The 14,651-nt window shown below is 34.9% G+C and carries 14 protein-coding genes and 1 tRNA gene; 13 read left to right on the forward strand and 2 right to left on the reverse strand.

The genetic code is table 11. The features are described 5' to 3' along the window. Positions 1-36 precede the first annotated feature (36 nt). The 7 genes from BKM63_RS02240 (at position 37) to BKM63_RS23560 (ending at position 7,932) form a co-directional block, all read left to right on the forward strand. A complete protein-coding gene (locus tag BKM63_RS02240; RefSeq protein WP_071635035.1) occupies positions 37-870 on the forward strand; it encodes an AraC family transcriptional regulator in 834 nt (277 codons plus the stop codon). A gap of 71 nt (positions 871-941) precedes the next feature. Beyond that, complete coding sequence (locus BKM63_RS02245; protein ID WP_071635036.1) at positions 942-1,328, forward strand: hypothetical protein; 387 nt, start codon at positions 942-944, stop codon at positions 1,326-1,328. A 165-nt stretch (positions 1,329-1,493) separates the two neighbouring features. Next, complete coding sequence (locus tag BKM63_RS02250) at positions 1,494-2,024, forward strand: DUF3347 domain-containing protein (protein WP_071635037.1); 531 nt, start codon at positions 1,494-1,496, stop codon at positions 2,022-2,024. A gap of 2 nt (positions 2,025-2,026) precedes the next feature. Then, positions 2,027-2,587 (forward strand): helix-turn-helix domain-containing protein, encoded by a 561-nt coding sequence (locus BKM63_RS02255; RefSeq protein ID WP_071635038.1) that lies wholly within the window; start codon positions 2,027-2,029, stop codon positions 2,585-2,587. Between the two features lie 229 nt (positions 2,588-2,816). Next, on the forward strand, positions 2,817-5,351 hold the full coding sequence (locus BKM63_RS02260; protein WP_071635039.1) for a heavy metal translocating P-type ATPase: 2,535 nt from the start codon (positions 2,817-2,819) through the stop codon (positions 5,349-5,351). Positions 5,352-5,360: 9 nt separating this feature from the next. After that, positions 5,361-7,643 carry a multicopper oxidase domain-containing protein gene (locus BKM63_RS02265; RefSeq protein ID WP_071635040.1) on the forward strand — a complete coding sequence of 761 codons (2,283 nt, stop codon included), beginning with the start codon at positions 5,361-5,363 and terminating at the stop codon, positions 7,641-7,643. A 130-nt stretch (positions 7,644-7,773) separates the two neighbouring features. Next, positions 7,774-7,932, forward strand: a complete 159-nt coding sequence (locus BKM63_RS23560; protein ID WP_165608745.1) for a hypothetical protein — start codon at positions 7,774-7,776, stop codon at positions 7,930-7,932. A 328-nt stretch (positions 7,933-8,260) separates the two neighbouring features. Here the strand turns inward: BKM63_RS23560 and BKM63_RS02270 are convergent, their stop codons facing one another. Next, positions 8,261-8,713: a DUF4442 domain-containing protein gene (locus BKM63_RS02270; protein ID WP_071635041.1), complete on the reverse strand. Its 453-nt coding sequence runs from the start codon at positions 8,711-8,713 to the stop codon at positions 8,261-8,263. Between the two features lie 255 nt (positions 8,714-8,968). On the opposite strand from BKM63_RS02270, the gene BKM63_RS02275 reads away from it, so the two are divergent. The 5 genes from BKM63_RS02275 (at position 8,969) to BKM63_RS02295 (ending at position 13,270) form a co-directional block, all read left to right on the forward strand. Beyond that, on the forward strand, positions 8,969-9,424 hold the full coding sequence (locus BKM63_RS02275) for a DUF4870 domain-containing protein (RefSeq protein ID WP_071635042.1): 456 nt from the start codon (positions 8,969-8,971) through the stop codon (positions 9,422-9,424). A 126-nt stretch (positions 9,425-9,550) separates the two neighbouring features. After that, positions 9,551-9,883, forward strand: coding sequence for a PadR family transcriptional regulator (locus BKM63_RS02280; RefSeq protein WP_008464689.1), 333 nt, complete (start codon positions 9,551-9,553; stop codon positions 9,881-9,883). A gap of 3 nt (positions 9,884-9,886) precedes the next feature. Beyond that, positions 9,887-11,614, forward strand: a complete 1,728-nt coding sequence (locus BKM63_RS02285; RefSeq protein WP_071635043.1) for a PspC domain-containing protein — start codon at positions 9,887-9,889, stop codon at positions 11,612-11,614. 3 nt (positions 11,615-11,617) lie between these two features. Further along, positions 11,618-12,352, forward strand: coding sequence for a head GIN domain-containing protein (locus tag BKM63_RS02290; protein ID WP_071635044.1), 735 nt, complete (start codon positions 11,618-11,620; stop codon positions 12,350-12,352). Positions 12,353-12,436: 84 nt separating this feature from the next. After that, positions 12,437-13,270, forward strand: coding sequence for a GIN domain-containing protein (locus tag BKM63_RS02295; protein ID WP_071635045.1), 834 nt, complete (start codon positions 12,437-12,439; stop codon positions 13,268-13,270). A 143-nt stretch (positions 13,271-13,413) separates the two neighbouring features. Here the strand turns inward: BKM63_RS02295 and trxB are convergent, their stop codons facing one another. Further along, positions 13,414-14,361, reverse strand: coding sequence for a thioredoxin-disulfide reductase (trxB, locus tag BKM63_RS02300; RefSeq protein ID WP_071635046.1), 948 nt, complete (start codon positions 14,359-14,361; stop codon positions 13,414-13,416). Positions 14,362-14,538: 177 nt separating this feature from the next. Between trxB and BKM63_RS02305 the strand changes: the two genes are divergently transcribed. Further along, positions 14,539-14,613, forward strand: a tRNA-Pro gene (locus tag BKM63_RS02305). The last annotated feature ends 38 nt before the right edge of the window (positions 14,614-14,651 follow it).

A 14,651-nucleotide genomic window follows, 5' to 3' on the forward strand; every position in this document is an offset into this window, starting at 1 on the left:
TTGTATATTTACAACATAAAATTGTAAAAATAAGATATGCCTAAATTAAATCAGTTTAAAACTCTCGTAATTGATGAATTTGAAGATGAGAAATTTCATCTGCCTCCGCATACACATACCTATTACGAAATTATATACATTAAAAAGGGAAATGGAATTCATCACCTTAACAAAAACCTTCTTCCATACAAAACAGGAGATTTATTTGTGATTTCACCTGAGGATGAACATTATTTTGACATTAAAAAAAGTACCCGTTTTTTTTATATCAAATTTACAGACAATTATTTTAACTCCAAACAGAACCTAACCTGTGATGAATTTTTAATTCATACTCCAGAAAGTTTCATGAGAGATAAAACACTAAAAGAAAGGGTTCTAAAATTAGACGATCCCTGCAAGACCATACTAAAAAACACGATTGAAAATATTGCGGCTTACAATTGTAAAACCGATGTTTCAACCTCGCCTATTGTTTTTTACCAGATTCTTTCGATTTTTGGATTAATCAAAGAAACAATGCGCGGGATGAATCTAGTGGTTAAAGGAAATTCTATTGACAATGAACAAATCACTTCTTATATTCATCAAAATATTTACCAGCCAAAATTAGTTCAGATAAAAGTTATTGCCAATCATTTTAATATTGCCGAAACTTATTTTAGTGCTTATTTCAAAAGAACGTTTGCAATCAGCTATCGCGATTACATTCATAATTTACGAACTACATTAATAGAAAAACGAATTCACAACAATCAGCTTCCTATTAAACAAATTGCTTACGAGTTTGGTTTTACCGATGAAAGTCATCTTTCAAATTATTTTAAAAAGAAGAAAAACATGAAACCAACAGATTTTAAGAAAACATAAAACAGGAAATCTTAAATAAGTAACTGCTGTTAAAAAAAATCTCTAAATTTGTAATTCTAAAAACTTTTTCATTGACGAAAAAATGGTACATATTATTTTTCATTGCAGCGGTTGGCTTCTTTCTGATGTCCAATTCGACTTATGCATGCGGAAAAGCTGTGGAAAAAACTTCGTCTGAAAAAAAAATATCCTCTAAAAAAGAAAGCACAGATTCTTGTCAGGAAGGTTGCTGCGAAAGTGAGCATAATTCTAAAAAAGACCAGCATGGCTGCAACGGAAAATGCGACCATTCGAGCTGTACAACATCAATTCTACAGTTTAGTCTGATTACCGCAAACGAATTTGATTTCAACAATAATGTCTTTAATTTCTCTCCGGAGAAATCTATATCTTATTACAAAACCGCCAGGCTTTGCGATGGTTTTGCTTCTATTTGGTTAATTCCTAAAATAAAATAATTGTATTTCTGACAGCCATAATTGTGTTTAGCCGATAAGGCAGCAGGCTCGAATAAAATTACACTTTGCTCAAAATAACTATCGGGAATTGCGAGCTTAAACCAGAAAAAATTAAATTTATTTAACTGAGAGAAAATCCAAATTCTCTTTCTAAAATTACATACAATGAAAAATACAATATCAACTATAGCAGCTGTAATAATAGTATTATTTACTGCAAATACTATCCAGGCTAATACAAATAAAACATCAGAAACAGGAATTGAAACAGTTGATTCAAATCAGCTGCAAACTGTTTATGACGCTTACTTTACGGTAAAAGATGCCTTAATTAAAAGTGATGCTAAATTAACATCGGCGAAAGCCCAGGATTTACTGACCGCTATTACTGCCGTGAAAATGGATAAATTAAAAACGGACGAACATACTGCCTGGATGAAAGTGGTTAAAAAACTAACTGCCGACGCAAAAAGTATTTCATCAACAACAGATCTTAAAAAACAGCGTGAAACTTTCAAATCACTTTCAAAAAACACTTATACCTTAATTAAGGTTTCAAAATCAACTGAGGCAGTTTACAAGCAATATTGCCCAATGGCAGATGGTGACTGGTTAAGCAAAGAAAAAGCAGTTAAGAATCCGTATTATGGTTCTTCGATGCTGACTTGCGGAAACGTGGTTGAAACCATCAAATAAATATGACGCTCTACATCAAAAACATGGTGTGCAGCCGCTGTAAAATGGTTGTGAAGTCTGAGTTTGAAAAACTCGGACTTCAGACTATTTCTGTTGAATTAGGCGAAGTCGAACTGCAAGATGAGATTAACGATGCTCAAAAAGAGATTTTACTAAAAAACCTGCAGGCTTTGGGCTTTGATTTTATCGATGATAAAAAAAGTAAGACCATTGAGAAAATTAAAAATTTAATTGTCGATTTGGTTCATCATAAAAACAATGAACTCAAAATCAACTTGTCTGATTATTTAGTCGAAAACCTAAATCAGGATTACAGCACTTTGAGTAACCTTTTCTCAGAAATTGAAAATACTACCATCGAAAAATATTTTATCAGCCAAAAAATAGAGAAAGTAAAAGAACTCCTTATTTATAATGAACTTTCGTTAAGCGAAATTGCTGACATGTTAAACTACAGCAATGTGGCGCATTTAAGTAATCAGTTCAAGAAAATTACCGGGTTTACGCCTACTCATTTCAAACAGTTGAAGGATAAAAAACGCATTCAGATTGAGAATTTGTAATATTGTTTAACCGCAAACACGCAAAGGTTTACGCAAGGTTCGCAAAGTTATTTTAGACAAAGCTTTGCGAACTTAGCGTTTTTACAAAACCCAGAACAGCCAAAAATCTTAGCGCACTTTGCGGTTAAATCTCTTTTCCTAAATATTACAAATCATTCTCAAAATTATACAAACCGTTGTAAATCTTACTTCGGAAATTTGCATTGTAATACTTAAAAAAACAAGAACAATGACTCATCAATATATAATTTCAGGAATGTCGTGCGATGGCTGCCGTAAAAAAGTAGAGAAAACTCTAAATACGGTTGAAGGAATTCAGGCCGAAGTAACTTTAAATCCTCCATTGGCAACCATAACAATGGAAAAACATGTTCCGACTGAAAAATTTCAGGAAGTCCTGACACAAGCCGGAAAGTATACTATTGAGATGACTTCTTCAAAAAATCATTCAGAACCTATAGTAAAATCCTGTTGTTCAAGTCAGAAGAAAGACGATCACGCAGGTCATGAACATAAAAAAAAAGTTGTAACTCATAATCATAGTGCAACAGGAGTCTTTTATTGCCCTATGCATTGCGAAGGCGATAAAACTTATAATAAACCCGGAGACTGTCCTGTTTGCGGAATGGATTTAGTACCGGAAGTTGCAATTGGAACACAATTTACCTGTCCGATGCATCCAGAAGTTATTTCTAATGAGCCTGGAGACTGCCCGATCTGCGGTATGGATTTAGTTCCGATGCAGGCCTCTGAATCGGAAGAAAACAAAACTTATACTGACTTGTTGAAGAAGATGAAGATTGCGACGTTGTTTACGCTTCCCATTTTCATTATCTCGATGTCAGAAATGATTCCGAATAATCCGCTTTTTCAAATCATGCCGATTGAAAAATGGAATTGGGTTCAGTTTTTATTTTCGATTCCGGTTTTGTTTTATGCCGGATGGATGTTTTTTGTTCGCGCTTACAAATCGATTATTACCTGGAATCTAAACATGTTCACCTTAATAGGTATCGGGACCAGCGTTGCTTTTTTATTCAGCGTTGCCGGAATGTTTTTTCCGGATCTTTTTCCAAGTGAATTCAAATCGCATCACGGCACCATTCATCTTTATTTTGAAGCGGCAACGGTTATCATCACGTTAGTTTTATTAGGACAATTATTAGAAGCCAAAGCACACGGACAAACAAACGGAGCCATAAAAGCATTATTAAATTTAGCCCCAACCGAAGCAACTTTAGTAGAAAACGGAAACGACAAAATCATTTCGATTCACGATATTAAAAAAGGTGATTTATTACGAGTAAAACCTGGAGAGAAAATTCCGGTTGACGGAAAAATTACATCTGGAGAAAGCAGTATTGACGAAGCCATGATTACCGGCGAACCTATTCCGGTTGATAAAAAATCGGGCGACACTGTAATTGCCGGAACAATAAACGGAACAAAATCGTTTGTAATGATTGCCGAGAAAGTCGGTTCAGAAACTTTGCTTTCGCAGATTATACAAATGGTAAATGATGCCAGCCGTTCGAGAGCGCCAATTCAAAAACTGGCAGACCGAGTGGCGAAATATTTTGTTCCAACTGTTGTTGCTATTTCTATTTTGACCTTCATTCTTTGGGCAAAATTTGGTCCGGAACCTTCTTATATATATGGATTAATTAATGCAATTGCTGTTTTAATTATTGCCTGCCCTTGTGCTTTAGGCTTAGCAACTCCTATGTCCGTTATGGTAGGTGTTGGAAAAGGCGCTCAACACGGAATTTTAATAAAAAATGCCGAAGCACTCGAAAACATGAATAAAATTGATGTTTTGATTACGGATAAAACCGGAACGATTACAGAAGGAAAACCAACAGTAGAGAAAATTTATGCTATCGATAATAACGAAGATGTGTTGTTGCAAAATATTGCGTCGCTAAATCAGCACAGCGAACATCCTTTGGCGCAGGCCGTTGTGAATTATGCCAAAGCCAAAAGCCAACAATTACTTGAAGTTCCCGACTTTGAAGCCGTTGCCGGAAAAGGAGTTTTAGGAACAGTGAACAACTCAAAAATTGCTTTAGGAAATAAAAAACTAATGGAACAGATTAACGCTTCGGTTTCTGATGATTTTGAAAGTAAAATTACAGCCGAGCAAAATCTGGGGAAAACGGTTTCATACATTGCTGTGAACAATATTGTTTCAGGATACGTAACCATTACAGATGCCATAAAAACAAACAGTGCGAAAGCTATTAAAAATTTAATCGATCAGGGCGTCGAAGTGATCATGCTAACGGGAGATAATAAAAACACCGCTAAGGCTGTCGCCGATCAGCTTCATTTAAGTTCTTTCAAGGCCGATTGTCTTCCTGAAGATAAACTGAGAGAAATTGAACGTTTACAAGCCGAAGGAAAAGTGGTGGCGATGGCCGGCGACGGAATCAACGATGCACCGGCTTTAGCCAAAGCAGATATTGGAATCGCAATGGGAACCGGAACCGATGTTGCCATTGAAAGCGCCAAAATAACACTTGTAAAAGGAGATTTAAACGGAATTGTAAAAGCTAAAAAATTGAGTTTTTCAGTTATGAAAAACATCAGACAAAATCTGTTTTTTGCCTTTATCTATAATGTTTTGGGCGTACCAATTGCAGCGGGGATTTTATATCCGGTGTTCGGGATTTTGCTTTCGCCGATGCTTGCCGCACTTGCCATGAGCTTAAGTTCAGTTTCGGTAATCGTAAATGCTTTGCGATTGAGAAATCAAAACCTTTAAAAAATCAACATGAAACTACATACTATTTTAATTGTCTTTTTGATTGCTTTCACTGCAAAAGCCCAAAAAGTAGTTCGTTATGATTTACACGTTCGGGACACAATTGTCAATTTTTCCGGAAAAGAGAAACGCGCTATTGCGGTTAACGGTCAAATCCCGATGCCTACTTTGACTTTTACAGAAGGAGATATCGCCGAAATTTATGTGCATAACGATTTAAAAAAGGAAAATACGGCACTCCATTGGCACGGATTATTTCTTCCAAACAAAGAAGACGGCGTTCCGTATTTGACGCAAATGCCCATTAAACCAGGTACAACGCACAAATATACTTTCCCCATTATCCAGAACGGAACCTATTGGTATCACAGCCATTCAGGTTTACAGGAACAAATTGGTTTGTACGGACTTTTCATTATCAATAAAAAGAAAGACGATATAACTTTTCGAAAAGGAATTGACGATTTACCCACTATTCCGGTTATTCTGAGCGAATGGACGGATTTAAAACCGGAGAATGTACAGCGAATGCTTCATAATGCCAATGACTGGTTTGCGATAAAAAAAGGAACAACTCAAAGTTATGCCGAAGCAATTAAAAAAGGTCAGTTTTCGACTAAAGTCACCAACGAATGGAAACGTATGAATGCCATGGATGTAAGTGATGTCTATTATGAAAAGTTTTTAATTAATGGGAAAAATGAAGACCAGCTTTCGCAATTCAAAGCGGGAGATAAAGTCCGATTAAGAATTGCAAACGGTGGTGCTTCAAGTTACTTCTGGCTGACCTATGGCGGTGGAAAAATAACGGTTGTGGCCAGCGACGGGAACGATGTTGAACCTGTAGAAGTCGACCGTTTGATTATTGCTGTTTCTGAAACTTACGATGTCGTGGTGACGATTCCTGAAGATAAAAAATCCTTTGCTTTTTTGGCTACAGCCGAAGACAGAACCGGATCTGCTTCTTTGTTTTTAGGTGAAGGCACAAAACAACCTGTTTCTCATCTTCCCAAATTAAAATATTTTGAAGGGATGAAAATGATGAACGATATGATGAAGATGAACGGAGAAATGAATGATATGGGTATGAATATGTCGTTGAACAAAATGGACATGAATGCCGTAATGTATCCTGAAATTTCCGGCGAAGAGGAATCTGCAAAAACAGAAGATCATTCGATGCATAATATGGAAGGCATGAAAATGGAAGATATGAAAATGGAGAATATGAAAATGGAGAATATGAAAATGTCGAGCGATACTACAGAAGTGGCCGAAATTACGACTTTGAATTACGGAATGCTGAAATCACCAACTAAAACAACGCTTCCAAAAGATGCACCCGTAAAAGAATTACGTTTTACATTATCCGGAAATATGAATCGATATGTTTGGAGTTTAGACAATAAAGTAATTTCTGAAACCGATAAAATTTTAATTAAAAAAGGGGAAAACGTTCGTATTGTATTGTACAACGGATCTATGATGCGCCACCCCATGCATTTGCACGGACATGATTTTAGGATTATAAACGAACATGGCGATTATTCTCCGCTAAAAAATGTAATTGATATTATGCCAATGGAAACCGATACAATCGAATTCCAGGCGAATGCAGATGGCGATTGGTTTTTTCACTGTCATATCTTATATCACATGATGGCCGGAATGGGACGAATTTTTACTTATGAAAATTCAGCTCCAAATCCGTTGATTCATGATCCAAAAATGGCGTACAAAATGCTGAAAATGGACGATCGTATGTTTCACTTTATGGCCGAAAATGATTTTGCCTCAAACGGAAATGACGGTGAAGCGATGTACAACAACACGCGCTGGAGCATTGGAACCGAATGGAGATTGGGTTACAACGACAAACACGGTTATGAAACCGAAACGCATATTGGCCGATACATTGGCAAAATGCAGTGGTTTATGCCTTTTATAGGTTTTGACTGGCGTTACAGAAAAATGGGAATGGACGAGCAGGAACGAAATATGTTTGGGCAAACCAATACTAAAGATAATCGCTCGGTTTTTAGTGCCGGTATGGAATATACTTTGCCTATGCTTGTAAAAGCGCAGGTCGAAGTCTATACGGATGGAAATGTGAGAGTGCAATTTGAACGAAAAGATATTCCGCTTTCGAGACGTTTGCGAATGAATTTGATGTGGAATACGGATAAAGAATATATGGCCGGTTTAAAATATATTGCCGGAAGAAACTTCGGAATCACAACACACTACGACAGCGATATGGGAATTGGTTTTGGAGTGAACTTAAATTACTAGAAATAAAATTTAATGTCGCTTAACGCACATTAACTTATTATTGACAATTTCCAAAACCAAATCGTATTATATTTGAACTAACACCTCAGTCAAAAAAAGAAAAATACCTAACAATTAAATTATACAAAAAATGAAAAAATTATTTACCGTTTTAGCCATCGCTTTATTTACAATTGGTGCTCAGGCACAAGACACAAAACCGGCTCCAAAAAAGGAAAAAGCTAAAAAAGAATCATGCTGTAAAAAAACAGATGACAAAAAAGACAAAAAATGCTGCGCTAAGAAATAATCGCAATATATCTTTTACCAAAAGGCTTCGAATATATTCGAAGCCTTTTTTTATTGTTTGTTTTTTTTTGCCACGGATTACACAGATTAAACGGATTTTTAAAAGTACAGTAACCACAATCATTGTCATCCCGAGGAAAGAGGGATCTCCGCAAGTAACTCGACAATCTAGAAAATATACTTTGCGTTAGCTTCTTGCGGAGATCCCTCTTTCCTCGGGATGACAAAAATGCGAATATAACTTAAGAATTAAGTGTTTCATAAAGTTATTCAGATCCTATGATTAGAAAATCATTTTAATCTGTGTAATCTGTGGCAAAAGAAGAAACCTATTTCAATCTAACACTCCATTCAAAATCCATTTCTGAAACCTGAACACCTTCTTCATTTGTTCCAATAGATTTCATCCAGAAAGTCTGACCCTCACCTGTTTCGATTGTTCTTTTGATGGCATCGGCAATTAGATGCCCGTCGTTGCAGACAAATGTGATTCTTCCGGTTGCTTTTTTGGTAAAGTTCCCTTTATTATTTGCAACCAGCATCGAGATTTTTTTACCACTCTGTTGAATTTGTGAAATAACCAAAGCCCCTGTTGTTAACTCAGCCGCCATCGCCTGAACTGCAAAATACATCGAATTAAATGGATTTTGGTTAATCCAGCGATGCTTTACACTAACTATACATCTGTCTTTGTCGATTGCTTTTACACGCACGCCGCAAAAGTATGCCGAAGGCAATTTGAATAATACAAATTTGTTGAGTTTAGATACAGATATTGCCATGATATTTATTTTTTATGGTAAAAATACAAAAAAACTATGCACGCACAATAAATTGATATTACTTTCTAAAACCCACAATAAAATCAGTACTTCCGAATGATTTACAACTACTTAAACTCTTCAAGTCAATTTTAATTTTGTTAAAATTATGTTAATATTTGGTACTATGCAAAACAAGATACTGTCTTTTAGATATATATTTGCATAAGAAATTACTATATACTTTTAATCATGCAATCATCAACACCACTAATCATGGAAAAATCATCAGAAAAGAATACTTCGGCATTCACACACTTGAGTACATTAAGTCAATACATTATTCCGTTTGGGAATTATATTTTCCCAATACTAATTTGGTCAAGCTATAAAGACAAATCAGAATTTATAGACCACCACGGAAAACAAGCATTGAATTTTCAATTAAGCTTATTGCTTTACACGTTAATTCTGGCTTTAATCGCAGTACCAATTTTTGTTACGGTATTTTTACAAAACCTGCCTATCGAAGCTGTTTTTAACGACGACGATTTTGTTATCAGGAATTTCAATTTAGAAGGAAACATAGGGCTTTTAAGCATTGGAGCAACGGCAGTTGTACTTTTTGGACTTCTAAAATTTGTAGAATTCTTTTTAGTAATTTATGCTTCAATAAAAGCTTCAAACGGAGAATTATACAAATATCCGCTTACGATTCCTTTTATAAAGTAATCTCAAAAGGTTAAAAGTTATAATTTATACGAGCTAATTCTAACAGAATAAATTCGAAATCAATCATCAATCAAAATCATCAATCAAAAAACGAATTGTTCAATCTAAAAAAAACAAAATGAAATTATGAACATTGAAAACACAAAAGCACAGATGCGCAAAGGTGTTCTTGAGTTTTGCATCTTATCAGTTCTAAAAGAAAAAGACGCATATACATCTGAAATATTAGACACTTTAAAAAACGCTAAATTACTAGTTGTTGAGGGAACAGTTTACCCGCTTTTAACTAGGCTGAAAAACGACGGTTTACTTAATTATCGTTGGGAAGAATCGACATCCGGACCACCAAGAAAATATTATGGATTAACCGAAATAGGACAAACATTTTTAAACGAACTTAGCGGCACGTGGACAGAATTGTCTGACGCCGTAAATCTAATCACCAATCAAAATCAATAAGTCATGAACAAAACAGTAAATATTAACTTAGGCGGTATGTTTTTTCACATCGATGAAGATGCATATTTAAAATTGACACGCTATTTTGACGCTATAAAACGATCACTTAACAATTCATCCGGACAAGATGAAATCATCAAAGATATCGAAATGCGTGTTTCTGAATTATTAACAGAAAAACAAAAAAGCGAGAAACATGTTGTTGGACTGAAAGACGTTGACGAGGTAATTGCGGTGATGGGACAACCTGAAGATTATAGAATTGAGGACGAAGAAAGCACTAACCACTCTTTTAATAATGGTGCAAGAAAACACAAAAAATTATACCGTGACAAAGAAAAAGGTATGATTGGAGGTGTTGCAACAGGATTAGGACATTATTTTGGAATTGATGCTGTCTGGATCAAAATTGTATTCTTAATATTTGTTTTTGCAGGTTTTGGAACTGGAATTTTAGCTTATTTCGTTCTTTGGATTGTAACTCCTGAGGCAGTTACAACATCTGAAAAACTGGAAATGACAGGAGAGCCGGTAACTATTTCGAACATTGAAAAAAAAGTTCGTGAGGAAATTGAAGGACTGTCTGACAGATTTAAAAATGCAGATTATGATAAAATGGGAAACCAGGTAAAGTCGGGAGCTGAGAGAATAAGTAGTTCATTTGGAGACTTTGTAATGACGGTTTTTAAAATCTTCGCTAAATTTTTAGGAGTGATTTTAATTATATCAGGTATTTCAACTTTGATTATGTTATTGATTGGAGTATTTACTTTAGGTACAAATGTTTTTGTTGATTTTCCTTGGCAAAACTTTATTGAAGCAGGCAACTTTACAGATTATCCTATTTGGTCATTTGGTTTACTAATGTTCCTTGCCGTTGGAATTCCGTTTTTCTTTTTGACACTTTTAGGTTTCAAATTGTTATCTCCAAACTTAAAATCTATCGGAAATATTACAAAATATACTTTATTAGCAATCTGGATTATAGCGGTTGCAATTGCAATAAGTGTTGGAATCAAACAAGCAACTGAACTTTCTTATGACAACAAAACAATAGAGAAAAAAGAAATAGGAATAAGCCCAAATGATACATTATATGTTAAGTTCAGATATAATGATTACTATGCAAAAAGCCTAAATCAGGACAGAGACTTTGAGTTTGTACAAGATTCTGCTAACAATCAATTGATTTATTCTACTGATGTTCGCCTGCATGTTTTACACACTGATGAATCCAAAGCCTACTTACAAATAGAAAAAAGTGCAAGAGGAAACTCATTTACAAATGCTAAAAAAAGAGCAGAAAAGATAGATTATAAAATTCAACTTGACGGAAATCGTTTAGTTCTTGATAATTATTTTCTAACTGATGTAAAAAACAAATTCAGAGGTCAGGAAGTTGATGTATATTTGTACTTACCAGAAGGGCAATTATTTAAACCAGATGCATCTGTGCAAGATTATGATGATTCTGATGATGATTTCTTTAATCTGCACTTTAGCGGTAATTACAATTACAAAGTAGATGGTTCTAAAATTAAATGTTTGAATTGTCCTGCCGAGGAAAATGATCACAATGATGTAAACCATGACAGCGATGAAGACACAATAGATAATGATACTATAAATGAAGTTTCGGTTAAAATTAATGGAAAAGAAGTTTTAAACGGAAAAAAAACTAACGGAAAGCTAACCACTGATAAAAACGGAGTTATAATCAAAATAAACTAAGCCATGATAAAAATAATCATTCATATTACGAAATTTGTTATTGCCACAATTACTGCTTTATTGTTTGCCTCATGTAATTTCAACATGAACACAATTGAAGGAAGCGGTAATGTAACCACCGAAAAAAGAATTGTTCAGGGAGATTTTAAAAACATCTCTGTAAGTAATGCCATTGATTTAGTTATTGAACAGTCTGATAAATACGAAATTACCGTAGAAGCCGATGATAATCTTCAAAAAGAAATCATTACAAAAGTCGAAAACGGAACTTTGGTAATTAAATGCAAATTCAACTCTTTCCGCAACGTTAACATGAAAAAAGTAACGGTAAAAATGCCTGCGATTGATAAAATAGAAGCATCAAGTGCATCGACAGTCGAAAGCAAAAATGTTTTACAAGGAGAAGATATTGTGCTGGAGACATCAAGTGCAGCCACAATGGATGTTAATGTAGAATCTGATAACATAACCTGCGATTCAGGAAGCGGAAGTTCTATTAATATTTCAGGGAAAGCTTTAAAAATTAAAGTTTCTGCAGGCAGTGGTGCAGCTATTGATGCAATAAAATTATTATCGAATGAAGTAGAAGCAGATGCTTCTAGTGGCGGAACCGTTAGTGTACATCCAATTCTAAAACTAAAAGCAGATGCCAGCAGCGGTGGAAGTATTAATTACGACACTACTCCAAAAACTATCGAAAAAAGCGCAAGTTCAGGAGGAAGCATCTCTCAGGGTTAACATTCTAAACTGTTAAATATAAAAGAAATCATTCATCAAAAGTGGATGATTTTTTTATATTTGCCAAAATCAAATCTAGAATTAATGAAAAAAAATACAGCACTACTCCTATTACTTTTGGTTACTACATTAACATTTGCACAAAAAAGAGAAAAAGTAAAAGGATCTAAAATTGTAACTACCTCTATTAAAGAAGTAGGAAGTTTTGATGCACTCGAAGCCGATGACAATATTGAAGTTTATTTAGAAAAAGGAGAAAAAAACGAAATTAAGATTGAGGCCGATGATAATCTTCACGATATAATCGGGATGGATTTAAGAGATAAAACGCTTCGTTTATATACCGCAAAAGAAAGTACTATTTTCAAAAAGCTTTCGGTTAAGGTTACTTACACCAATTCTTTAAACAAAGTAATTGCAAAAAATGACGCTGTAATTTACGCCATTCAGGAAGTTCAATTAGATGATATTACGTTTAATAGTGTTGATTTTTCGAAATTATATTTGAATGTAAATTCTAAAAAATTCACTTTAATTGCAGACGACAAATCAAGAACCGAATTAAACTTAAAAGCAGAAGAAGGAAATTTGCAATTAAGCAAAAATGCTTCTATTAAAACATTGGTTTCTGCTATAAAATTCAAATGCGACTTATATCAAAAAGCAACTGCTGCGATTGAAGGAATTGCTGAAAAGGCTACTATTCGTTTAGATAATAATTCGATTTTTACCGGAACAAAATTCACTCTCAAAGATGCAAGTGTTACAGCTGAAAATTATGCCGTGGGAACTATTTTTGCAGAAACAACCCTTTCATTAGCGATTGGAGATAAAGCAGAACTTTCATTATTTGGTAATCCAAAAATAGAACTTACCCGTTTTTCTGAAGAAGCTAAATTGATTAAGAAAATTAAATAAAGCTGCAGTATTCAGTCACAGTAATCAGCGCAGTATCAGGTGTTATTAAACAAAAAGTCCCAACCTTATTGATTGGGACTTTTTGTTTAATGTTTAGTCACATTCCAAAAGCTGAAACTGCGACCGCGTACTGCGACTAAAAATTACTCTTTAGAAGCCAAGTATCTTTCAGCATCAAGAGCAGCCATACAGCCTGTACCTGCAGCAGTAATTGCCTGACGGTAAACGTGGTCTGCAGCATCTCCGGCAACAAAAACACCATCAACATTTGTTTTTGATGTACCTGGTGTATTTACAATATATCCAGTTTCGTCAAGTGTAATGTAATCTTTAAAAATATCTGTATTTGGTTTGTGGCCAATGGCTACGAAAAATCCGGTTGCTGGAATTTCGATAACTTCTCCGGTAGTTTTGTTTAATGCTTTAATAGCATGTACTACGTTATTGTCGCCCAAAACTTCAACAGTATCGTGATTCATTAAAATCTCGATGTTTTCTGTTTTGCGAACTCGTTCTTCCATAATTTTAGAAGCTCTGAATTTTTCGCTTCTTACCAGCATCGTCACTTTTTTACAAAGTTTAGATAAATAATGTGCTTCTTCACAGGCAGAATCTCCTGCTCCAACAATTACAACCTCTTGATTGCGGTAGAAAAATCCGTCGCATACAGCACATGCAGAAACGCCGCCACCCATATTTAAATAGTGCTGTTCAGATGGTAATCCTAAATATTTAGCCGAAGCACCTGTAGAAATAATAACCGTTTCACAGTGCAATTCGATCGAATCGTTAATCCAAACTTTATGAATATCTCCAGAAAAATCAACTTTTGTAGCCCAGCCGTCGCGAATATCAGCTCCAAAACGTTTTGCTTGTTCTTGTAACTGAACCATCATTTCTGGTCCCGTAACACCATCAACATAACCAGGAAAATTTTCTACTTCATTAGTTGTAGTCAACTGGCCTCCAGGCTGCATTCCCTGATATAAAACCGGATTCATGTTTGCTCTGGCAGCATAAATTGCTGCAGTATAACCTGCAGGGCCAGAACCTATAATAAGGCATTTAATTTTTTCTATTGTATCTGACATAATGTGTATTGTTTTTTTGTGATGCAAATGTAAACTTTATTATAAAAAATAACGCCGAAAATAAATCTGAAATAGCTATCTTAAAATAAGTTTTATTTATTTTCATTTTTTCCTTTCGTAAACAAATTTTATTATTATATTTGCATCCGCTTACGGGCAGTACAACAAATACATCTTCGGGGTGTAGCGTAGCCCGGTTATCGCGCCTGCTTTGGGAGCAGGAGGCCGCAGGTTCGAATCCTGCCACCCCGACAAAAGTCTTTTCATTCACTTGGAAAGACTTTTTTTTT

Origin of the sequence: Flavobacterium johnsoniae, assembly GCF_001879205.1 — a bacterium.
GTDB lineage: Bacteria > Bacteroidota > Bacteroidia > Flavobacteriales > Flavobacteriaceae > Flavobacterium > Flavobacterium johnsoniae_A.